General features: G+C 68.7%; 23 protein-coding genes. 10 read left to right on the top strand and 13 right to left on the bottom strand.

The window, feature by feature from the left end:
* Positions 1-70 precede the first annotated feature (70 nt).
* The gene (locus OG817_RS39885; RefSeq protein WP_406050150.1) at positions 71-2,011 is read left to right on the top strand and encodes a protein kinase domain-containing protein; all 1,941 of its coding nucleotides are present in this window, start codon (positions 71-73) and stop codon (positions 2,009-2,011) included.
* A 67-nt stretch (positions 2,012-2,078) separates the two neighbouring features.
* Here OG817_RS39885 and OG817_RS39880 read toward each other — a convergent pair whose 3' ends face one another.
* Both OG817_RS39880 and OG817_RS39875 read right to left on the bottom strand, forming a co-directional pair.
* The gene (locus tag OG817_RS39880) at positions 2,079-3,359 is read right to left on the bottom strand and encodes an adenylosuccinate synthase (RefSeq protein WP_406050149.1); all 1,281 of its coding nucleotides are present in this window, start codon (positions 3,357-3,359) and stop codon (positions 2,079-2,081) included.
* A gap of 332 nt (positions 3,360-3,691) precedes the next feature.
* A complete protein-coding gene (locus OG817_RS39875) occupies positions 3,692-4,648 on the bottom strand; it encodes a diacylglycerol/lipid kinase family protein (protein ID WP_406050148.1) in 957 nt (318 codons plus the stop codon).
* A 76-nt stretch (positions 4,649-4,724) separates the two neighbouring features.
* On the opposite strand from OG817_RS39875, the gene OG817_RS39870 reads away from it, so the two are divergent.
* Positions 4,725-5,534, top strand: a complete 810-nt coding sequence (locus OG817_RS39870) for a DUF1206 domain-containing protein (protein WP_406050147.1) — start codon at positions 4,725-4,727, stop codon at positions 5,532-5,534.
* Here the strand turns inward: OG817_RS39870 and OG817_RS39865 are convergent.
* The 3 genes from OG817_RS39865 to OG817_RS39855 are packed head-to-tail and all read right to left on the bottom strand — an operon-like array spanning position 5,519 to position 7,466.
* On the bottom strand, positions 5,519-6,226 hold the full coding sequence (locus tag OG817_RS39865) for a phosphatase PAP2 family protein (protein ID WP_406050145.1): 708 nt from the start codon (positions 6,224-6,226) through the stop codon (positions 5,519-5,521). The genes OG817_RS39870 and OG817_RS39865 overlap by 16 nt on opposite strands.
* Positions 6,226-6,921 (bottom strand): phosphatase PAP2 family protein, encoded by a 696-nt coding sequence (locus OG817_RS39860; protein WP_406050144.1) that lies wholly within the window; start codon positions 6,919-6,921, stop codon positions 6,226-6,228. Before OG817_RS39860 ends, OG817_RS39865 begins: the two co-directional genes overlap by 1 nt.
* A gap of 59 nt (positions 6,922-6,980) precedes the next feature.
* Entirely contained in the window at positions 6,981-7,466 is a 486-nt protein-coding gene (locus OG817_RS39855; RefSeq protein ID WP_396392883.1) for a VOC family protein, read from the bottom strand.
* Between the two features lie 57 nt (positions 7,467-7,523).
* Between OG817_RS39855 and OG817_RS39850 the strand changes: the two genes are divergently transcribed.
* Positions 7,524-8,345, top strand: coding sequence for a DUF6597 domain-containing transcriptional factor (locus tag OG817_RS39850; RefSeq protein WP_406050143.1), 822 nt, complete (start codon positions 7,524-7,526; stop codon positions 8,343-8,345).
* Positions 8,346-8,351: 6 nt separating this feature from the next.
* Here OG817_RS39850 and OG817_RS39845 read toward each other — a convergent pair whose 3' ends face one another.
* The 5 genes from OG817_RS39845 to OG817_RS39825 form a co-directional block, all read right to left on the bottom strand.
* Positions 8,352-8,747 (bottom strand): hypothetical protein, encoded by a 396-nt coding sequence (locus OG817_RS39845; RefSeq protein ID WP_406050142.1) that lies wholly within the window; start codon positions 8,745-8,747, stop codon positions 8,352-8,354.
* On the bottom strand, positions 8,725-9,366 hold the full coding sequence (locus OG817_RS39840) for a DUF433 domain-containing protein (protein ID WP_406050140.1): 642 nt from the start codon (positions 9,364-9,366) through the stop codon (positions 8,725-8,727). The genes OG817_RS39845 and OG817_RS39840 overlap by 23 nt, the downstream gene beginning before the upstream one ends.
* Positions 9,367-9,521: 155 nt before the next feature.
* Positions 9,522-10,742 (bottom strand): MFS transporter, encoded by a 1,221-nt coding sequence (locus tag OG817_RS39835; RefSeq protein ID WP_406050138.1) that lies wholly within the window; start codon positions 10,740-10,742, stop codon positions 9,522-9,524.
* 155 nt (positions 10,743-10,897) lie between these two features.
* Positions 10,898-11,644, bottom strand: coding sequence for a 2-phosphosulfolactate phosphatase (locus OG817_RS39830; protein WP_406050137.1), 747 nt, complete (start codon positions 11,642-11,644; stop codon positions 10,898-10,900).
* Positions 11,645-11,687: 43 nt separating this feature from the next.
* Positions 11,688-12,095 carry a DUF3151 domain-containing protein gene (locus OG817_RS39825; RefSeq protein WP_360450165.1) on the bottom strand — a complete coding sequence of 136 codons (408 nt, stop codon included), beginning with the start codon at positions 12,093-12,095 and terminating at the stop codon, positions 11,688-11,690.
* 145 nt (positions 12,096-12,240) lie between these two features.
* Between OG817_RS39825 and OG817_RS39820 the strand changes: the two genes are divergently transcribed.
* The 3 genes from OG817_RS39820 to OG817_RS39810 all read left to right on the top strand — a co-directional run bounded on the left by OG817_RS39820 (position 12,241) and on the right by OG817_RS39810 (position 14,507).
* Complete coding sequence (locus OG817_RS39820; RefSeq protein WP_406050136.1) at positions 12,241-12,690, top strand: HNH endonuclease; 450 nt, start codon at positions 12,241-12,243, stop codon at positions 12,688-12,690.
* Positions 12,691-12,702: 12 nt separating this feature from the next.
* Positions 12,703-13,464 (top strand): GNAT family N-acetyltransferase, encoded by a 762-nt coding sequence (locus OG817_RS39815; RefSeq protein ID WP_406050134.1) that lies wholly within the window; start codon positions 12,703-12,705, stop codon positions 13,462-13,464.
* 89 nt (positions 13,465-13,553) lie between these two features.
* Positions 13,554-14,507, top strand: coding sequence for a type IV toxin-antitoxin system AbiEi family antitoxin domain-containing protein (locus OG817_RS39810; protein ID WP_406050133.1), 954 nt, complete (start codon positions 13,554-13,556; stop codon positions 14,505-14,507).
* A gap of 87 nt (positions 14,508-14,594) precedes the next feature.
* Here OG817_RS39810 and fbaA read toward each other — a convergent pair whose 3' ends face one another.
* A complete protein-coding gene (gene fbaA / locus OG817_RS39805) occupies positions 14,595-15,620 on the bottom strand; it encodes a class II fructose-bisphosphate aldolase (protein WP_406050131.1) in 1,026 nt (341 codons plus the stop codon).
* Positions 15,621-15,821: 201 nt separating this feature from the next.
* Positions 15,822-16,541: a GntR family transcriptional regulator gene (locus tag OG817_RS39800; RefSeq protein ID WP_132156117.1), complete on the bottom strand. Its 720-nt coding sequence runs from the start codon at positions 16,539-16,541 to the stop codon at positions 15,822-15,824.
* A gap of 139 nt (positions 16,542-16,680) precedes the next feature.
* On the opposite strand from OG817_RS39800, the gene OG817_RS39795 reads away from it, so the two are divergent.
* Both OG817_RS39795 and OG817_RS39790 read left to right on the top strand, forming a co-directional pair.
* Complete coding sequence (locus OG817_RS39795; protein WP_406050130.1) at positions 16,681-17,700, top strand: SIS domain-containing protein; 1,020 nt, start codon at positions 16,681-16,683, stop codon at positions 17,698-17,700.
* A 158-nt stretch (positions 17,701-17,858) separates the two neighbouring features.
* A complete protein-coding gene (locus tag OG817_RS39790; protein ID WP_406050129.1) occupies positions 17,859-18,257 on the top strand; it encodes a VOC family protein in 399 nt (132 codons plus the stop codon).
* Positions 18,258-18,836: 579 nt separating this feature from the next.
* Here the strand turns inward: OG817_RS39790 and OG817_RS39785 are convergent.
* Positions 18,837-19,619 carry an IclR family transcriptional regulator C-terminal domain-containing protein gene (locus OG817_RS39785; protein ID WP_406050128.1) on the bottom strand — a complete coding sequence of 261 codons (783 nt, stop codon included), beginning with the start codon at positions 19,617-19,619 and terminating at the stop codon, positions 18,837-18,839.
* Positions 19,620-19,682: 63 nt separating this feature from the next.
* Between OG817_RS39785 and OG817_RS39780 the strand changes: the two genes are divergently transcribed.
* Positions 19,683-20,516, top strand: a complete 834-nt coding sequence (locus OG817_RS39780; RefSeq protein ID WP_406050127.1) for a CoA transferase subunit A — start codon at positions 19,683-19,685, stop codon at positions 20,514-20,516.
* Positions 20,509-21,288, top strand: coding sequence for a CoA-transferase subunit beta (locus OG817_RS39775; RefSeq protein WP_406050125.1), 780 nt, complete (start codon positions 20,509-20,511; stop codon positions 21,286-21,288). Before OG817_RS39780 ends, OG817_RS39775 begins: the two co-directional genes overlap by 8 nt.
* Positions 21,289-21,295 lie beyond the last annotated feature (7 nt).

The following is a 21,295-nucleotide window of genomic DNA, read 5'->3' as shown; positions in this document are numbered from 1 at the left end:
GCCGAATCGAGACGATTACCTCAGACGTCATCCCGCCTGCTTGGTCTGCTGCCGACGTACCGTAGATGGCATGTCAGCCACAGGGGGACCGCCTTCCGCGCCTGTCGAGGAGGTGGGGGAAGAGCGGGTCGGGCCGTACCGGTTGATCCGGCGGCTCGGACAGGGCGGCATGGGTGTCGTCTACCTGGCCGAAGGACCCGAGCGCCAGGAGGTCGCGCTCAAGGTACTGCGCCCGCACGTCGCGCACGACCCGATCGCACGGGCCCGGTTGCAGCGTGAAGCGACCACACTGCAGAAGGTGAGTCACCCCGGTGTGGCGGGCATCCTCGACCACGACCTGGCGGGCGACCAGGCCTATCTGGTGACCCGGTTCGTGCCGGGGCGCCCGCTGGACGAGCAGGTCGACGAACGCGGGCCGCTGACCCCGCGCAAGTGGCTGCCGCTGGCCGGATGCCTGGCGGAGTCGCTGCAGGCGATCCACCAGGTCGGCGTGATCCACCGCGACCTCAAGCCCGGCAACGTGATGATGTTCAACGGCAAGCCGGTGATGATCGACTTCGGTATCGCGCAGGCCGCGGACGACCTGCGGCTCACCCAGACCGGCCTGGTGATCGGTACGCCGGGCTACCTCGCACCGGAGCTCATCGCGGGCGAGATGGTGTCGGAGTCGGCGGACTGGTGGGGCTGGGCGGCCACTGTGGCGTTCGCGGCCACCGGACGGCGGCCGTTCGGCAAGGGACCGTTCGAGGCTGTGCTCCATCGGGTGCACAGCGGGCAGGCCGATCTCGACGGACTCGACCCGCGACTGAAGCCACTGCTCGCCGCGGCGCTCGCACCCGACAAGAACGACCGGCCGACGCAGGTCGAGATCATGGAGGGGCTCAACCGGTACGCCGAGGGCCGCGACGCGTTGCCGGCGCGAGAAACGCCCGCGCCCGAGACTGTGCAGCTGAACCCGCCGACCGCGCTGATGACTCGTGAGATGCCGTCGGACGAGCACTCACCCACTGACGTGGCGGAGCTCGTGCCGTCGGTGATTCCGCCGCTGTCGGCGTTCGCTCCGATCCGCGACAAGCTGCGTGAGGCTGCTGCGGCCAAGAAGGCGGCTCAGCCGTTGCCGACGGCTTCCCCGCCGGTTCATCCGGTGAACTACAGCCCGACGCCCACCGCGGCGCCACCTGCAGCGATGCCGTTGCCGTATCAGAGCGGTCCACAGGACATCGCGCCGTACTACGGGGCGCCCTCGCCGTACCAGCAGCAGAGTCCCGTGCCGGCGCCGTACCAGCAGGGCGGACCGCCGTACCAGCAGCCTGGGCCGCAGGAGCGTTCGCCGCAGCCGCAGGCTCGGCCGGAGAAGACTCCGCCGACCGGGAAGCGTACTGCGGTCATCGTCGGGTTGATGGTGGCGCTGACCGGGCTGATCGCGCTCTACCCGGGCCTGGGTTCGCTCATCACCATCGTGCTGTTCGTGATCGCGCGGACCGTCGACCGATCGAGTACTGCGCTGATGCGACGCCGCCAGATGCGCGGTCGGTCCGGCCGCTCCGACAGCGTGGTCGCCGCAGCGTCCACACCGTTGCAGCTGGTCATGGCGGGTCTTGTCACACTCCCGTGCCTGATCCTGCCCGTCGTCATGGGCGGTGTTGTCGGGATTGTCGTGACCGGAGTGCTCGCCACAGCCAACGATCTGGATTGGCAGCCGCTGTCAGCCTTCGGCTTCGGTTCCGCCGCACTCACCGCACTGGTCACTGCCTGGTGGGGCCCCGGCGGCACCTCACTCCGCCGCGGAGCCCACATCGCCGCCCGCAACACCTTCCGCCGGCACTGGCTCTCCGCCACCATCGCCGCCGTACTCCTGGCGATCGGCGTCCTCACCTTCTACCAAGCCACCCAGGGCGAAGGCTCCACCTGGGCCCGCACCCCCATCGAAACCCCCACCATCGACCGCCCCACCCTCAACGACCTCCGAGACGCCCCCTTCATCCGAGACCTCCCCTTCATCGGCCGCTGAGAACAGCGTCGGCCGCTGAGAACAGCACCGGCCACCCCGACGAGCGGGGTGGCCGACACAGGCTGGGTCAGGGCTGGATGATCTGGGATCGTTCGGGGCCTACTCCGATGGCGGAGATGCGGGCGCCGCTGAGGGACTCGACGGCGCGGATGTAGGTTTGGGCCTGCTTCGGGAGGTCTTCGAAGGTGCGGCAGCCGGTGATGTCGTCGGACCAGCCGTCGAACTCCTCGTAGACCGGGACCGCGTGGTGGAAGTCCGTCTGCGTCATCGGCATCTCCTCGTGCCGTACGCCGTTCACGTCGTACGCGACGCAGACCGGGATCTTCTCGCGGCCGGTCAGGGTGTCCAGCTTGGTGAGGACGAAATCGGAGACGCCGTTCACGCGGGCGGCGTACCGGGCGATGACCGCGTCGTACCAGCCACAGCGGCGCGGCCGGCCGGTCGTCGTACCGAACTCCGCGCCCTGCTGCCGCAGCCACTCGCCGTCCGCGTCCAGCAACTCCGTCGGGAACGGACCCTCGCCGACGCGAGTCGTGTAGGCCTTCACGACCGCCATCACGCGATCGATCCGGGTCGGCGGGATGCCCGCACCCGTGCACGCACCGGCAGAGATCGCGTTGGACGACGTGACGAACGGGTACGTCCCGTGGTCGACGTCCAGCAGGGTCGCCTGACCGGCCTCCATCAGCACCGTCTTGCCGTCGTCCAGCGCCTTGTTCAGCAGCAGGCTGGTGTCGGCCACCATCGGCCGGAGGCGTTCGGCGTACCCGAGCAGTTCGTCCAGCACCTCGGAGATCTCGACCGCACGCCGGTTGTAGACCTTCACGAGCAGCTGGTTCTTCTGCTCCAGCGCGCCGGTGACCTTCTGCTCGAGGATCTTCTCGTCGTACAGGTCCTGGACCCGGATGCCGATCCGGTTCATCTTGTCCGCGTACGTCGGCCCGATGCCGCGGCCGGTGGTGCCGATCCGGCGGCTGCCGAGGAAACGCTCGGTCACCTTGTCGAGGGTGCGGTTGTACGGCGGGATCAAGTGCGCACCGGCGCTGACCACGAGCCGCGAGGTGTCGAGGCCGCGGGCCTGCAGCGCGTCGAGCTCCTCGAACAGCACGTTGAGGTCGATCACCACCCCGTTGCCGATCACCGGGGTGACACCGGGAGTCAGGATCCCGCTCGGCAGCAGGTGCAGCGCGTACTTCTCGGAGCCGATCACGACCGTGTGGCCGGCGTTGTTCCCGCCGTTGAACTTGACCACGTAGTCGATCACGGCGCCGGTGTTGCCGAGCAGATCGGTCGCCTTGCCTTTGCCCTCATCGCCCCACTGGGCGCCGACGAGCACGATTGCGGGCATCTCAGCCCTCCTCTTCACGCGCCGGCTGACGGCCTCACGACTGCGCGACTGCCGGACGCTGGAAACGGTGAAGCCCGGAGACGTTCACCGGACATTCATCCGGCAACGCATCCAGGCTCTTGCGACCAAAGCCTACCGGACCCCGGTCCACTGGCCGGCCTGCTGCTCACCGTCTTGAAACGCCCACTTCAAGTAGCTGTTTCATCAATCGACGGCTTGCCATTCAGCGTGATCGCGTGCACACTCTTAGTCAGCGGCCCGCCGAAACTGCCGCAGGGGACGGTTCCGGCGGGCCGCTGTCTCGTGCTCTGACGAGAACAGTCGTCGTGCCGTCAGGCGCTGTCTCGTCCGATGCGTACGACGAGGCAGGCCGACTGCACCGCGAAGCGCAGCCGGCCTGCCTCGGTCAGCACGTCACCGTCGACCTCACACAGCTGTGGCGGATCGACTCGCACCGTGAGGTCACGACCCCGATCACGCCGGAGCGACGGTCCGTCGCCCCGCTCGGCCAGCACCCGCGAGGCCACCCCGATCCACTCGGTCAGGCTCCCGGGGCTGACCGTCGCCACGTCCAGCCGGCCATCATCGACCTCGGCATCGGGCAGCAGCACCATGCCGCCGGTGAGCTCGCCGCAGTTGCCGACCACGACCGTGCGGGCCTGGCCGGCGTCCGCGGTGCGCCCATCCACCACCAGGTCGACCGCGAACGGGTCGTCGTTCAGGTGCGTGCCACCGCTGGCGACGTACGCCGCCCAGCCGGCCTTGTCCTTCACGCCCTCGGGCGCGTCATTCATGATCTGGGCGTCGAAACCGAGCCCGGCCATGACAGTGAAGCAGTGGACGTTGTCCGCGTCGGTGCGCAGGTCACCGGCGCGCTGGCTCTCATCAGGGTCGACGACCAACCATCCGACATCGATCGTGCGGTCGTGGCCGGAGAAGGCCGCGGCGGCCGCCTCGGCCAGGGAGTCGACCGGGAGGCCGAGGTTGCGGGCCAGCAGGTTCCCGGTACCGCCTGGAAGGAGACCGAGCGCGACGCCGGTGCCGACGAGCTCCTGCGCCACCGCCCGCACGGTCCCGTCGCCCCCGAGGGCGCACACCAGACCGGCCCCGTCGCGAACTGCCTCGCGCGTCTGGCCGAAGCCGGGATCGTCCTCGGTCGTCTCGACCAGCGTCGGCGCCTCGACGCCCGCCGCCCTGGCCGCGTCCTGGAGAACCTCGCGCACGTCGGCGAGGTCGACCTTCGTCGGGTTGACGACGACGACGACGACCTCAGGACCCTTAGCTTTCATCCGCGTACTGTTGCACGGCGCCCGCGAGGCTTACCAGCGGCGGTGGCTGGGTACCCGTAGGCGAGGGGAGAACATCATGAACAGCAGCGGCGATCGGCCCGGCGACGTGAGCGGCGAGGCGCAGAGGGCCGCAGCCACGGCCGGTGACCATCCCGTGGTCGAGTGGGGGGCTCGCCTCGGCTACGGTGCCAGCGGCGTCCTGCACCTGCTGCTCGCCTACCTGACCGCACGGATCGCTCTCGGCCTCGGCGGACAGGAGGCGAGCCAGTCGGGGGCGCTGGCGACACTCGCCGAGGAGCCGGTGGGACAGGTCCTGCTCTGGGTGATCGCGGCCGGGTTCACCCTGCTCGCCCTCTGGCAGCTCACCGAGCTCGTCGCCCGGCACGAGGCGTCGGACAAGGCGAAGGCCGGCGGCAAGCTCGTGCTGTACGGCGCGCTCGCCTGGACGTCCTTCACGTTCGCCTCGGGCGGTCGTACGTCGACCAACCAGCAGACCAAGGAATTCACGGTAACCCTGATGGAGGCACCGGGTGGCCGGGTGCTCGTCGGTCTGGTCGGCGTCGCCGTCATCGGCATCGCCGCCTACCACGTGGACAAGGGTTGGCGGAAACGGTTCCTCGGGGATCTGCAGGAGCACCCGGGCCGGTCGGTGGTCCTCGCCGCCAGGGTCGGCTACATCGGCAAGGGCATCGCACTGGCGGCCGTGGGCGTCCTCTTCATCACGGCCGCGATCCAGCAGCGGGCGGGCAAGGCGACCGGCCTGGACGGGGGCCTCCGATCGATGCGGGACCTGCCCGCCGGCACGGTCATTCTGTTCGCCATCGCGCTCGGCCTGGCGGCGTACGGCGTGTACTCCTTCGCGCGTGCCCGCTACGCGCGCGTCTGATCCTCCACATCGCCGCGACGCAGCCAGCACCAGGCGAGCAGGGCCGCCACCGAGCCGTTGACGATGGCCACCACCACGTCGCTGACGAAGTGCATGCCCCGGTAGAGCCGTGCCGTCGCAACGAGAAACGGGATCGCCACGCACACGGTGACCACCACGCTGCGGAGCACCGGGTTCGTGATCCGCAGGGCCATCAGCCCCAGCGTGAAGTACAGCGCGGTCGCGGCACCGGTGTGCCCGCTCGGGAAGCTGGAGGTCGGCGCCGAGTTGTCCAGCTTCTCGACGTCGGGGCGCTGGCGGACGATGAGGAGCTGGGTGAAGAAGAAGACCAGCCCCTGCAGGCTGATCGCGATGAGCGGCACGACCGCGAACCACCACTGCTTGGTCCGCCGCCAGACCAGAACGACCACGACCAGGCACACGCCGATGATGCTGACCGTCGCGCCCGTCCACGAGAAGAACAGGGTGACCGCGTCACCGAACGCCTCGCGTGACGACTCCAAGCTCTTGCTGACGCTGTCCTCGGAGACGCCCAGCTCCTTGAGCGGGCCGTCGGTGAGGAGCCACCCCATCCCGACCACGACCAACCACCACACCACGAGAGGGGCCAGTGCGCGGACCACCAGGTCACGGCCCGCCTCCTTGGCGGTGGGTCGGGACGTGTCTTCCTGCCAGCGGGTGAGGAACGCCATCAGTCTGAACCTTCCGTCGTGCTGTCGGTGGGGGTTGGCGGCCTCCAGCCCAGGTAGCCCGCGTACGACGCGGCCGTCAGCCCGCACCCGAGCAACACACCGGCAGTGACGTCGGACAGGAAGTGGGCGCCCGCAAAGAGCCTGTCGGCACACGTCACGATCACCCAGACCGCACCGAGGCCGACCAGCAGCCTCCGGATACCGGTACCCACCAGAGGCCATATCAACAGCACGACCACGGTGACGACGATGGCGTTGTTGGTGGCGTGACCGGAGGGGAAGGAGAATCCGGCGTGCTGGGCGAACGGGTCCTCGATCTCGGGGCGGGCACGGCGTACGAGAAGCTTCAGCACGGCCGCGATCGCCCAGCCGGCGGCCATCGTCGCCAGCGCCCACCAGGCCCGCGTCCGCAGGTGCTTGCCGAACCAGACGTAGAGGGTCACCGGCAGGCCCAGGACCAGGAACATCACCCAGGGCTGGCTGATCAGTTCCCACGTGTCGACGAACGACCGGAACCGTGGGTGACCGCGTGTGTAGTCGGTTGCGGTGACGATGAGGTTCTCGTCGAGGGTCACCAGCGGGTCGTACTTGGTGCGGACGAGGAACGCCAGCATCGCCAGCGGGACGGCGACGACAACCGCGTAGACGACCGCCCGAGTCAGTCGGCGCCAGGGGGAGACGGCGGCGGGGTCCATGACGGCATCCTTGCACCGTCGGCGGCTTGAGCTCGCAGGTCAGCGCGCCCCCGGACCGCCTACTGCAGCTCCTCCGGGTTGGAGGCCAGCCATTCCTTCACCCGGCGGTCGGCCTCCTCCGGGGACACGTCCTCGACCTTTGTCAGGATCGCCCAGCGGTGGCCGAACGGGTCGATCACGGTGCCGAAGCGGTCTCCGGTCATGAACGTCTGCACCTCCTCCACCGGCTTCGCCCCGGCCGCGACCGCCTTCGCGTACGTCGCGTCCACGTCGGGCACGTAGTGGACCAGCGAGGAGTGCACCCACTCGCCGTTCGGTGCCTGCAGCCCGATCTGCGGCATCTGGTCGCTCAGCTGCAGCATCGAGTTCCCGAACTTCAGCTCCGCCTGTCCGAGCCGCCCGTCCGGCATGTCCTGCCGGCTGATCACCTCGGCCCCGAACACCGACTGGTAGAACTCGATCGCCTTCGGACCGTCCGCCACGGCGAGGTACGGGGTCAGCGAGTGATAACCGTCGGGGATGGGGTTTACCGTGTTCTCCGTCATGTCGGTAGTCAATCCGTTGACCGCCGTACCGGTCTTGTAAGAAAGCGACAGCCACTGGTGACGACTCCGCCGGAGAGCGAGAAGGGCATCCTGCATCCGCGTGAGCAGGCCCGGCACCGCTCACTCCACCGCCTCGCCGCAGGGCCCGAGGTCGGCCGCTTCGTGGAGTGGTACTGGATCGTCGAGTGGGACCTGGACGAGCCGTACACGGCCGAGGTGCTGCCGTTCCCGAGTGTCAACGTCACCTTCGAGCAGCCCGGTGGCGCGTTCGTCAACGGTGTCTGCACGCGCAAGTTCGAACGTGAACTGGTCGGCCGCGGGCGAGCGTTCGGGGTGAAGTTCTGGGCCGGTGGGTTCGGTGCGGTGACCGGACTGGACGTGGCGTCGTTCCGCGACCAGGTGCTGCCGCTGACCGCCGTGTTCCCGGACGGCGACCGGCTCGCGGACCTGATGTTCGCCGAGGAGTCCGACGTACGACGGCGTGCGGTGTTCGAGGCGTTCCTGCGCGATCACCTGGCTCCCCCGGACCCGTCGTACGAGCTGGTCCGGGAGATCGTGACCGCGATGTCGGCCGACCGCTCAGTGGCCCGGGTGGACCAGATCACCGAGCAGTTCGACATCCCGATCCGCACCCTGCAGCGACTCTTCCGCCGGTACGTCGGCGTCGGCCCGAAGTGGGTGCTCCGCCGCTACCGCCTGCACGACGGCGCCGAGCTCCTGGCACAGGGCGAAGCAGCCGAGCTCGCGGAACTGTCCGCCTCCCTCGGCTACTTCGACCAGGCCCACTTCTCCAAGGAGTTCAAGCAGCAAATCGGCCTGACCCCAGCCGAATACGCCGCCCGAGCCGCAGCCGAACGCCAAATCACCTACCAACCCTGAGCAAGCCTACGGCCACATCTTGGTGACACGACCGCGATCGAGGACGTGCCAGAACCCGACAGCGCTTCTGGCAGTCGCCCTCAAGATGGCGGCCTCAGCGTCTATGAAGCGTTGCGCCATCTGATCAAGGGTCAGGTTGCCTGAGGCCAGGCAGAAGAGAATCCCACGGTCCAACGCCTCTAGCTCGCGGGCTCGGTAGCGGATCTTCTTGTCCTTCGTGAGCAGGACCCAGCCGCGCGAGCAGCCCTCGGCGATCCACTCTTCATCGGCAATGTCAGCTGCATCATCGGGATAGAACTCCGCGATGAGGTGCACCGTCCAGCCATGATCACGGAGACGATTCGCCGATGCCTTCCCGAGACTTCGATCGAAGAAGAACTCAGGCGGCCTGGCGGAGGACATTCTCGACTACATCCGCGGGGAGTTCGTACTCCTCGGCCACGACGCTGATGGGCTCGCCTGTCCTCCACAGGGAGACCATCGCCTCGACCGGAACCTTGCTCTTGGCCAGCACAGGTGCGCCCCACCCGAACCGTGGGTCAATGACCACCTCGGCCTCTGACGGATACTGCGGCAGCCTGAGACGTTCAGGGGCTCCGGCGGCATCCCAGCTGATGTACCTCAGATAGTCCGCAAGAACCTCGGGGAACGCGCCTTGGCGGTCCGGCGCGCGCACCAAGGACTCGTCGGCCACTCTCACGAACAGTTCGATGCCGTCTGTTGCAATCCGCTCGCTCGCCAAGGCGTACGCATCCGCAAACTCAGACCTCACCAGGTCGGCCGCCCGCCTGACGGTCGGCATCGAGAAGCCGAGTTCATCACGCAGGGTTCGCAGCACGTAGGCCTCGATGATCCCGACGAACGGGACCCTGGGCCAGCCCCTCCGCTCTGGCGTGACCGCGTGTACCAGCGACGCCCCTGAGTTGTCCGACAGCCAGTTGTCCAGGGTTGACTCAGGCATCTTGAGATAGCGCGCCGTCTCTCGCGCGGTAAGGAGCGGCGTGGTGTAGATGTCCGTCATCGCACCCCTCTCTGAGCGTGGCCTTCCGAGCCTATCTCCGACCGAGCCTCGCAATGCAATCCTCGACCAGTGACAGTCTTGCAGTCGCGACCGACATAGTTCGATGGACCACCCGGCACGCCGCGTGGGAGAGGCCGATGATTACCCACGCGGAGTCATTCGTGACCCCGGGACCGCTTACCAACCCTGAGTGCGAGGGCGACTGCGGCTGCGGTTGTTGCTGAGAGCAACGCCAGGAGGAAGCCGTAGTGCGGGTCGTGGGCGTCGACGATGTGGCCTGCGAAGGCTGCGCCTAATGCGATGCCCGCGGCGCAGCCGGAGTTGAGCCAGGTGAAGGCCTGCGTGAGTACGGCGGGGTGCACCTCTGCCTGCGTCAGTACTGCCGACAGGATCTGGAACGGCGCGATCGCCAAGCCTGGAAGGGCTAACGCGAGACCTACCTGGAGCGGGGAGTCGACGACGAGCAGTGGCAGACAGCTCAACGCCAGACCCGCCAGGGCGATGGCTAGCTGGGTAAGCGGGGGAGTACGCCAACGCCGCGCGCCGTAGGCCAGTCCGGCGAACAGACTGACCAGACTGGTCACGCCGTAGAGCGGTCCGGCGAGTCCTGGGCTGCCTGTGCTCAGTGCGTACGCCGTCACCGAGACCTGCATGCTGCCGAAGAACAGACCGATGCCGATGTTGGTCCCGATCAGACCGAGGAAGGTTGGGCGCATCAGCCGCGCCCTGCCGGTTCCACGCTCGTGCACTGCCGGTGGAGGCGCCGTACTGCGTTGCACAGACAGCGACAGGCCGCCGGCCAAGAGCAGAGTCGTGGCGAGGATCGATCCGGCGACCGGACTGGCAAGGCTGCTGACCGTACCTATCAGGGCTGGGCCGATCATGAAGGCGACGCCTGTGCCGAGTGACTCCAGCGCGTACGCCGAGGACAGCCCCGGCCTACCCCGGAGAGCATGCGACCACCTGGCTGAGGTCTGGGCGCCTACTTGCGGCAGCGATCCGCCGGCTAGGACGCCGGCAGCGACCAGCACGGGCAGCGGCGCCGACTGCAGCGTGAGGCCGATGAGCAGAGCCACCGCCAGGCCGTGCACCAGCAGAGTGATCGGCAGCATGCGGGTCTGCCCGTACTTGTCGATGAGGCGTGCGACCTGTGGACCCGCCAGTGCCTCAGCGACTGCGAAGCCACCAGTCACGCTGCCTGCCGCGGCATACGAGCCGGTGGAACTGTGGACCAGCCAGACGATGCCCAAGCTGGTCATGGCGATACCGATGCGAGCCGGTGCCGCTGCTAGGTAGAACTTCCACGCCCCGGGAGTACGCAGTACCTCTGCGTAGGTCGCTGCGGGCGTGCGGATCCGTCCGGTGAGTGCCGGCACGGTAGTACCTTCCGCTGCCCGGAGGGGCGGGGACCGACCGTGGGCGTCCTGCTGCACCGGTCTGTCCGAGTCCGCCTACAACCGTCCATATCTCGGGCAGGAAGCGGGGACGCGCGCCGCCTACCGGCTCTATCAACGGGCAGTAACGTCGTAGCTCAGGTTGACGCGCTCATCTTACCGTCCCTCAGAACGGGAACGCATTGGCTGGTGTCGACCTCCGCCGCGATCGCGACGTCGTCCGGGTAGCCGTACTGCGTGAGTTCGCGACCGCCGGCGCAGTCGTGCAGCAGTGCAGGCAGCTCGTCTGCGACAGCGTCGTACGCCGCCACCGCCGCTCGGGCTTCCGGAGACAACCCGCCCACCCGCAGGGCGCTCAGAAACCCACCGGCACCCCAGAGGTCCTCCACTGCCGGCCGGAGCGATCCGTCCGTCCACCGCTCCCCTGCCGCGATCGCCACCACCTTGAGGTCCGGCTTCTCGGCGCACCGCACATTCACCCAGTCGGCTGCGGCAGCCCGGTTGCGCAGTGACACCGCGATTACCGTGGCGCCGCTGTCGCTGAGCTGCTGCGAGATGGTCGAGCCGTTGGGCGACGGGAGCACCAACCGCTCGACTCCGTGCGCTTGACGGATGGTGACCGGCGACAGGCTGATGTCCCCCGGACCCGCCTCGGACCTGCCGACCGCGAGCTGAGCGTCGTACTGCTTGGCATAGGCAACGGCCGTCTCGTCGCGCCAGCGGTACGGGTACACGTCGATGCCCTGATCGACGGCGACGGTCACGGCGGTGGTGAACGACAGCACGTCCACGACAGCCACGAGGTTGCCGGCGACCACCTTCGCACCGACCGGTCCCCAGTCGAAGCCGACTCTGTATCCGTCCTGCGCATACGGGCTGGTCACCCGACGGATCATGCCGCCGAGTCACCAGCCCGACAACCAGGTTTCAGCTCAGCGCATCGGCTGCGGTGGGCGACGAGTCGCGCAGGAACGTGGCGCAGCGCTCGGCCTCGTCCTTCTCGTCGATCAGCGCGGCCGCCTTGCCCAGTGCGGCGAGGCAGCGCAGGAACCCGCGGTTCGGCTCGTGCTCCCACGGGACCGGCCCGTGGCCCTTCCAGCCGTTCCGCCGGAGCAGGTCCAGGCCGCGGTGGTAGCCGGTCCGGGCGTACGCGTAAGCCTCGATCGTGCGGCCGCCCGCCAGGGCTGCCTCGGCCAGCACGCCCCAGGCCAGCGAGGACGTGGGGAACTTGGCCGCGACGTCCGCCGCAGCTGCCCCGGCGGCGAGTTCCGCCGCGGCCGGGTCTACTGGGAGTAGTGTCTCGGGTGGACCTGAGAGCAGATTGTTCAATTCCATAAGCACATCTTCGCCGATCACGCAGCCGAACCGGCACGTGACCGTCTGACGAAATCCGTTGACCGTTCACCGACCGGCCACGGATGCTTGAGACCCTGCGTCAATGCCGCCGTGGTTCCCAGCTACGGCCGGAAGGAGGCACCGGATGAGCGTCATAGTCCTGAACGCGTCATACGAGCCGCTGCACACCGTCTCGATCCAGCACGCCATCCGGATGCTGGTCCGAGAGGTCGCAGTGGTGGAAGAGGCGCACGGAGAGCGGACCATCGGCCCTTTTCCGGTTCCGCGCGTACTGCGCCTGGTCCGGTACGTCGTCACCCATTGGCGCTACGCGGCCGGGCGGATGAAGTACAGCAAGCACGGTGTGCTCCGGCGTGACAAGTTCCGGTGCGCGTACTGCGGCCTCGACAGCGCCGACACCATGGATCATGTTCAACCCAGATCCAGGGGCGGCCGCACCGAGTGGCTGAACGCCGTGGCCGCCCATGCCACCTGCAACGAGCGGAAGGGCAACCGCACACCCGCCGAGGCCGGCATGCCGCTCCTCTGGCAACCCTGGGTTCCAACCCGCGCAGAGCTCGTCATACAGACATGACGGGCTTTTTTCATGCCCGTTGCCAGGCGCATTGAACTACCGTCCGGGCGGCTCCTGGAGATCACCACAGTTGCTGAGCGACCGGAGCTGGCCGGTGCAGAGGTCAGCGTCGCGGGCTGGCCCGAGTTCATGCGCCACAACCGAGTGTCCGAGGCCCACTTCTGGCAGACGCTCGAGACGTTCCCAACGACCTGCCTGGTCGCGACGACTGATGGTGTAGTCGTCGGCGACGCCCACGCCGTACAGCTGACGAGTCGCGCGGAGCTCCCGGCCGGAGGGTGGGAACAGGCGGTTGTCTGGGCGTTCGCGGACGCCCGGCGTGGACTCGAACCGGACGTCGCCTGCGCGCTCAACATCAGCGTCGCCCAAGACCTCCAAGGTCAGGGTGTAGCCGGCCACCTCCTGGCCGCCCTCCGGGACGCTGCCACCGACCTTGGACTCGGGTATCTCCATGCGCCCGTCCGACCGAGCCACAAACACCTCGAACGCGGTACGTCGATGCAGGAGTACGCCGCCCGGACTCGCGCGGACGGCCTGCCGTTCGACCCATGGCTTCGGACGCATGTCCGGGCCGGCGGGGAGATCGTCGGCCTGGCTCCGACGTCCTGGGTAGTCGCCGGATCGCTGGAGGAATGGCGTCGATGGACGAGCCTTCCGTTCGACCAGGACGGCCTGGTCGAGGTTCCAGGTGCTCTCGTCTCCGTGCGGTGCGACGTCCAGGCCGGGTGTGCTGTGTATGTGGAGCCGAACGTGTGGGTTCGGCATCGGCTGTGATCCCCAGGTTCTCCACAGGTTCGAAGTCGTGGTCCGCGGAGGGGGCTGATCGCGGCAGGTTCTAGGGCATGAACCCTCAACTTGCTGTGATGGCCTCGATTCGGGGTGGCGTGTTCACTCGGGCTGATGCTCGGGCCTGTGGTTACCCCGATCCGGATATCGACTCCTTGCTGGACACCGGCGGCTGGCGCCGGATCCGGCCGGGCACGTATGCCGAGCGCCGGTCGCTCATCCTGATCACTGAAGAAGTCCTGCATCTGCGGAAGGTGTCGCGCGTTCTCCGCTCCGGCAGGCCCAACGTCTACGCCAGCCATCAATCCGCCGCGGCCCTGCATGCCCTACCGGTCTGGGGGCTCGACCTGTCCCGCGTGCACGTGACCGCGCCCGCCGGTCGCCCGGGCTGCGTCGGCGGCGTGCACCGTCACATCCGCGACCCAGTCGGCCCAGGCATCCAGTTGTGGAACAAGCTCCGGATGGTCTCCCCCGCCCGCGCGGTCGCCGAGGTGGCGGCGACCGCACCCAAGACGCAGGCCGTGGTCCTGGCCGACGCCGCGCTGTACGCCGGTCTCGTCACCAGACGCTCGCTGAAACGCGCGGCCCACGACCACGGCAATGAACGCTCGGTCGAGATCACGTCCCTCGCCTGCACGAACTCGGCATCGGTGGCCGAATCACGTCTGCGCTTCATCCTCGCCGGAGCCGGCTTCCCGACCCCATCACCGCTTCCTGCCCCGGACGCGGACACACCCGACCCCGGTCAGCCCGAGACCACGTCCCTCTGGTTCCCGGAAGAACGCACAGTGCTCGAGTTCGAGCCGCGCTTTCCCTTCTGGTACGAGGAATTCGTGCCGGACGAGGACGAGTCAGCCGCACCAACCCCATTCCCCGACCCGTCCGCCCCGTTGCCGATCGAGCACTGCTGGATCCCCTGGGCCGATCTCAACGATCCACCGGCCGTCATCGACCGCGTCCGTTCCACCTTCGCCCGAGCATCCCGCCGTACCGGCGTCCGCCGATTCGACCTCGTCCGTGCCCGGATGTGAGTGAGGGGCCCACCGCACTCGGCGGTGAGCCCCTCGAAACCCCAGATCTGTCAGGAGCAACAGATGTCAGGTGTTCAGTACCGAGCGTCAGGCGTTGATCGCCGTACCCGCCGAGCGGAGGCTCTCGCAGGCCTCGACGACGCGCTTGGCCATGCCCTCCTCGGCCGCCTTGCCCCACGCGCGCGGGTCGTAGGCCTTCTTGTTGCCGACGTCGCCGTCGACCTTCAGCACACCGTCGTAGTTCGTGAACATGTGCGCGGCGGCCGGCCGGGTGAACGCGTACTGCGTGTCGGTGTCGACGTTCATCTTGATCACACCGTGGTCGACCGCGGCCCGGATCTCCTCCAGGGTCGAGCCGGAGCCGCCGTGGAAGACCAGGTCGAACGGGCGCTCCTTGCCGACCTTCGCGCCGACCTGGTCCTGGATCTCCTTCAGGATCTCCGGCCGCAGCTTGACCGCGCCCGGCTTGTAGACGCCGTGCACGTTGCCGAAGGTCAGCGCGGTGATGTAGCGGCCGTTCTCGCCGGTGCCGAGCGCCTCGACCGTGGCGAGACCGTCCTCGACCGTGGTGTAGAGCTTCTCGTTGATCTCGTTGGCGACACCGTCCTCCTCGCCGCCGACGACACCGACCTCGATCTCCAGCACGATCTTCGCCGCGGCCGTCTTGGCCAGCAGATCCTTGGCGATCTCGAGGTTCTCGGTCAGGGGCACGGCCGAGCCGTCCCACATGTGCGACTGGAACAGCGGGTTCTCGCCCCGGGCGACGCGCTCGGCCGAGATCTCCAGCAGCGGCCGGACGAAGCCGTCCAACTTGTCCTTCGGGCAGTGGTCGGTGTGCAGCGCGATGTTCACGCCGAAGTTCTTGGCGACCTCGTGCGCGTACGCCGCCAGGGCGACCGAGCCGGTCACCATGTTCTTCACGGTCGAGCCGGACAGGTACTCCGCACCGCCGGTGGAGACCTGGACGATGCCGTCCGAGCCCGCCTCGGCGAAACCGCGGATCGCGGCGATCAGCGTCTGCGAGGAGCTGACGTTGATGGCCGGGTAGGCGAAGCGGTTCTGCTTGGCCTTGTCCAGCATCTCGGCGTAGACCTCAGGGGTGGCAATAGGCATGTCTCGCGGTACTCCTCACAACACAGTTCTTGTGGGTCGAGCTCCAGTATTGCCGCCCGGTACCTCGTGGTATCCGGCGGCCCGCCTGCCGGACCGGCCGGGCGGCCGGGGAGCGATCGGCAGGGATGTAGACCAGTTGATGAACAGGACAGATCCAGTTCGTTGCGGCCGGATGTCCGTCCGGAGTCCGGCCGCGGCCACTCAGGCCGACCCGGATCGCGGGCCCCGCGGGGTCAGAGCCATGTGCAGCCGGTAGCGATCGGCCCGGTAGGCCGACCAGGACAGCTCGACGACCTTGCGGCCGGCGAAGGTGGTTCGCTCGAGGACCAGCAGGGGTGCCCGCCTGGCCACACCGAGGACCCGGGCGACGTGACCGTCGGCGTTGTCCGCCCGGACGGTCTGCTCACCGGAGGTGACGACGACGTCGTACTCGCTGGCGAACACGTCGTACAGGGTGCCGAGCTCACGGCCGAGCAGGCCCGGGAAGAGCGCGGACGGGTAGTAGCCGACCTCGTAGGCCATCGGCGAGGCGTCGGCGGTGCGCAGCCGTTCGACCCGGATCACCTTGGTGCCCTTGGCGACCCGGAGACCCTTCGCAGTCTCGTCCGATGCCTCGATCTCGGTGGCCGACAGCACCACCGTGCCGGGCTCCAGGCCACGGGCCCGCATCTCCCGGGAGAACGAGGTGAGGTGCAGTTGGGAGTCGACCTGCGGCCCGGTGACGAAGGTGCCCTTGCCGTGCACGCGTTCCAGCGCGCCGGACTCGACCAGGTCGCTGATCGCCTGCCGGACGGTCACCCGGGAGACGTTCAGTTTGTCCACCAGGGCGCGTTCGGAGGGGATCGGATCTCCTGGATGCAGCTCGACGTCGATCAGCCGCTCCAGTACCGATCGGACCTGGGCCCGCTTGGTCGCCACCATCGCTTCTCGATCCTCCAGACCTGGGCGAGCCTCGGGGGTGCCCCGGGGCGCCGCTCACTGCTATCGTGCGCAGCATACCTGTTAAGACCAGATAGGACCAGTGATCGCAGTGGTGTCTGTCCCCGCTCAGGAAACCCAGATGGCGCGCGAGATCGCCGAGCAGCCGGCCGCCCTGGCCGCGACGTTCGAGCACGTGCTGCCGCTGCGGCACGACATCACCCGGCTGGCCGCGGGGCGCCGGCACGTGATCTTCGTGGCTCGCGGATCGTCGGACAACGCAGGCGTGTACGGCCGCTACCTGACCGAGATCCACGCCGGCCGGCAGGCATCACTCGCCGCGCCGTCGGTGGCGACGCTGTACGGCGCCAACCTCGACCTGTCGAACTCGCTGGTGGTCGCGGTCAGCCAGTCCGGTGCGACCCAGGAGATCGTCGACACCGCCGAGTGGGCCAAGCGCAACGGCGCGGCGATCGTCGGCATCACGAACGACGGCGACAGCCCGCTGGCCTCGACCGCCGACGTCGCCCTGATCACCCAGGCCGGCAAAGAGCTCGCGGTGCCGGCCACGAAGACCTACACCACACAGCTCGCGGCGATCACGGTCGCCGTCGATGCGCTCGCGCAGAGGCCGGGGACGCTGGACGCGGATATCGCCCGGGTCCCGGACGCCGCGACGAAGATGCTGGAGAACTCCGTCGAGGCCGCTGCGGATCTGCTCGCCGGCGCGCACGACGTACTTGCCAGCGGGCGTGGGCTCACGTTCGGTACGACGCTCGAGGTCGCCCTCAAGCTGGAAGAGACCTGCCTCCAGCCGGTCCGCGGCCTCTCGTACGCCGACCTGAAGCACGGCCCGATCGCGGTCGTCGACGCCGACCTGGTCACCATCCTGGTCGCGGCCGCCGAGGGCCCGGCGCTCCCGGGCATGATCGAGCTGGCCGGCATCGTTCGCGAGAAGGGCAGCAAGATCCTCGGCATCGGCGGCGACCCCACCTTCGCCGCCCGCTGCGACGTCAACCTGCCGGGCCCCGACCTCCCCGAAACCCTGGCTCCCCTGGCCCTGGTCATCCCAGCCCAACGAGCCATCGAGTCCCTGGCCCGCAAGCTGGGCCTGAACCCCGACGCCCCGCGAGGCCTCCGCAAAGTCACCCAAACCGACTGACCCACGTCGGCCCGCAGCTCCTCGGCCCCGCAGCTCCTCGGCGACCTCCTTCGACGATCTCCTGGAAAAGTGCTCATTTGGTGAGCAGTTTGGCTGAGAGGGTTGTGGTCAAGAGCAACCGAGGAAGGGGCAGGACGATGATGCGAGGGTTTGCGACCGTGAGTTTCTACGCCGACGACGTGAAGGCGGCGCGGGAGTGGTACTCGAAGCTGCTGGGGATCGAGGCGTACTACGCGGTGCCGTCGGCGGAGGAGCCGGCGTACGTCGAGTTCCGGTTCGGGGACTTCCAGTGCGAGCTGGGGATCATCGACGCGAAGTACGCACGGCACGACGTCAGCCACGGCCCCGCCGGTGCGGTCGTTCACTGGCACGTCGACGACCTCGAGGGCGAGCTCGAACACCTGCTGGCGTACGGGGCGACCCTGCTCGAAGGAATCGTTGAGCGAGGCAACAACACCGGCTTCCGCACGGCGTCCGTGGTCGACCCGTTCGGCAACATCATCGGCATCATGAACAACCCGCACTACCTCCAGATCCTCGCCGACCTCAAGGGCTGAGCAGCCGCCACGGACCGCGGGTGTGACCGCGGACCGGGGGCGTGACCACGGACCGGGGGCGGCGACCGCGAACAGGAACCGGCGACCGCGGACCGGGGGCGGTGGCCGCGGACAGGAACCGGCGACCGCGGACATGTCGTGACTTGTCCGAGGCCCCCACTTCCTGTCCGAGCCCCCTGGTCGTCGCGCCCGGGTGCCGGGTGGTTGCGCCCTGGATCCCGCTCCCGCCCACCTCTCCCGCGCTTCCCAGCCCCCTTCGCTGGCGGGGCAGGCCGGGACCGCGTTCGTGTCGACCCACTACCCCCGCGCTTCCCAGGCCCCCGTTCACTGGCGGGCCGGGCCGGGACCGCGTTCGTGTCGACCTTGTGCACCAGATCCCCATCTGAGCGGCCATCCGGTACGCACACGGCGCACAAAGTCGAGGATTCCGCCGGCGCCCGGGCGCGGGCGGGCTCGGGGCGGACGGGGCTCGGGGCGGGCGGGTTGCGGCGGGCGACCACGGCGCCGGGTCGGCGAGGCGGGGCGGGGCGGCGGGGCGGAGCGGGGCTGCGGGGCGGAGCGGCGGGGCGGCGGGGTGGGTTAGAGGTGGCCGCGGTGGGTTAGGGCTGTGGTGATTTGGGCGGCGGCTGCCTGGAGGTGGGGGAGGACGTCGGTGCGGAGGGTGGCTGGGGTGGAGCGGGAGGCGTGGGCTGAGACGTTGAGGGCGGCGATGGTTCGGCCGCGGGCGTTGCGGATGGGGGCGGCGATCGAGCGCAGGCCGAGCTCGAGCTCCTGATCGACGAGGGCGTACTCGTCGACGCGGGCGCGGTTGATGCTGTCGCGGAGTTTGTCCGCCGACGTCACCGTCCGGGGGGTGAGCGACTCGGCGTCCAGCGTCGACAGGTAGGTCGTCAGCTCCTCCTCCGGTAGGCCGGCCAGCAAGACACGACCCATCGAGGTCGGGTACGCCGGTAGCCGCGCGCCGACTCCGAGTGCGACGGTCATGATCCGGCTGGTCGGGACGCGGGCGACGTACACGATGTCCGGTAGGTCGAGCGTCGCGATCGAGCAGGACTCGCGGGTCTTCGCGCTGAGCTCCTCCATGAACGGTCCCGCAAGCTCGCCGAGATCGAGCGACGACAGGTACGCCCAGCCGAGAGCGAGCACACGCGGGGTCAGCGAGAAGCGCCGGCCGTCGCTGCGGACGTACCCGAGTTCGCCGAGCGTGAGCAGGATCCGCCGCGCCGTCGCCGGCGTAATGCCGACGTCGCGCGCCACCTCGCTGAGCGTCAGCGACGGCGCATCCGCCGAGAACGCACGGATCACCGCAAGCCCACGCTCGAGCCCCTGCAGGAAGGTCCCGGTAGACGTCTCAGCAGCCATCGGCTAGCCTACTTTTCGTTGAAAGAAAAACTTTTCGCTCAGCGAAATCCTAGCGGAGCCCGCATGCCAAGTCCAGTTCCTCTCAGCGAAGCGATCGCGGCGCACGTCCACGACGGCGACACCGTGGCGCTCGAAGGCTTCACCCACCTCATCCCCTTCGCGGCCGCGCACGAGATCGCCCGACAGGGCCGGCGCCACCTGACCCTGGTCCGGATGACGCCCGACCTCGTGTACGACCAGCTGATCGGGCTGGGCGTCGCGGACGAGCTGGTCTTCTCGTACGGCGGAAACCCGGGTGTCGGTTCACTGCACCGGCTCCGCGACGCGGTCGAGAAGCACTGGCCGCATCGGCTCGTCGTCCACGAACACAGCCACGCCGGCCTGGCCAACGCGTACGTCGCCGGTGCCGCGCGGCTGCCGTTCGCCGTACTGCGGGGATACCGCGGCACGGATCTCGAGGAGCAGCGGGACATCATCAGCCGGGTCACCTGTCCGTTCACCGGGGAGGAACTGGCCGCGGTGAAGGCGGTCAACCCCGATGTCACGGTGATCCACGCGCAGCTGGCGGACCGGGACGGGAACGTCATGCTCTGGGGCATCACCGGGGTGCAGCGCGAGGCGGTGCTCGCGGCCGAGCGGGCGATCGTGACGGTCGAAGAGGTGGTCGACGAGTTCCCCGAGCACACCGGCGCAGTGATCCTGCCGAACTGGGTGCTGTCCGCGGTGAGCGTCGTACCGGGTGGGGCCTGGCCGTCGTACGCCGCCGGGTACTCCGGGCGCGACAACGACTTTTACCAGCGGTGGGATGCGGTGTCGCGGGATCGTGCAGCGTTCCTGCAGTGGGCTGAGGAGAACGGCCTGCCGGCGGCCCAGGAAGAGGTGACCGCGCATGCGTGAGCAGGACACCTTGGCGCAGACGGCTGAATGGAACTCCGCGGACATGATGAATGTGGCGGCGGCCCGGGAACTACGGGACGGGGATGTGTGCCTGGTCGGCGTCGGGCCGCCGAATCTGGCCGCGAACCTGGCGCGGCGGACGCATGCACCGAACTGCCGGCTCGTCTACGAATCCGGGGCGATCGACGCGAAACCGCGCCGGCTGCCGTTGTCGATCGGGGACGACGATCTGGCCGCGACGGCGACCGCGGTGGTGTCGGTGCCGGAGATGTTCAACTACTGGGTCGGGGCCGGACGGATCGACGTCGGGTTCCTCGGCGCGGCGCAGATCGACCGGTTCGGGAACATCAACACGACCGTCATCGGCGAGCACAGCGACCCCAAGACCCGGCTGCCGGGTGCGGGCGGTGCGCCGGAGATCGCGGCGGCGGCCGGGCGAGTGATCGTGATCGTCAGGCAGTCGGCGCGAACGTTCGTCGAGCAGGTCGACTTCGTGACCTCGGTCGGGTACGGCCCGACCGGCCGCGAACGCCAGGCTCCCGGCGCCGGTCCGACCCTCGTCATCACCGACCACGGCGTACTCGAGCCCGACCCGGACACCAACGAGCTGACGCTGACCCGTCTGCACCCCGGGGTGACCGTCGAGCAGGCGCGTGAAGCAACCGGCTGGCCGCTGAAGGTTGCCGACAGCATCAAGTCTGTCGCGCCGCCGTCCGAGGTGGAGCTGACAGCACTGCGCCGTCTCCGCGATCGGGAGGCCGCCGATGCCTGAGGCGGTG

The organism is Kribbella sp. NBC_00889 (genome assembly GCF_045207705.1).
Taxonomy (GTDB): Bacteria; Actinomycetota; Actinomycetes; order Propionibacteriales; family Kribbellaceae; genus Kribbella.
The sequence above is the reverse complement of the archived record's forward strand: the minus strand, read 5'-3'. Positions and strand labels throughout refer to the sequence as shown.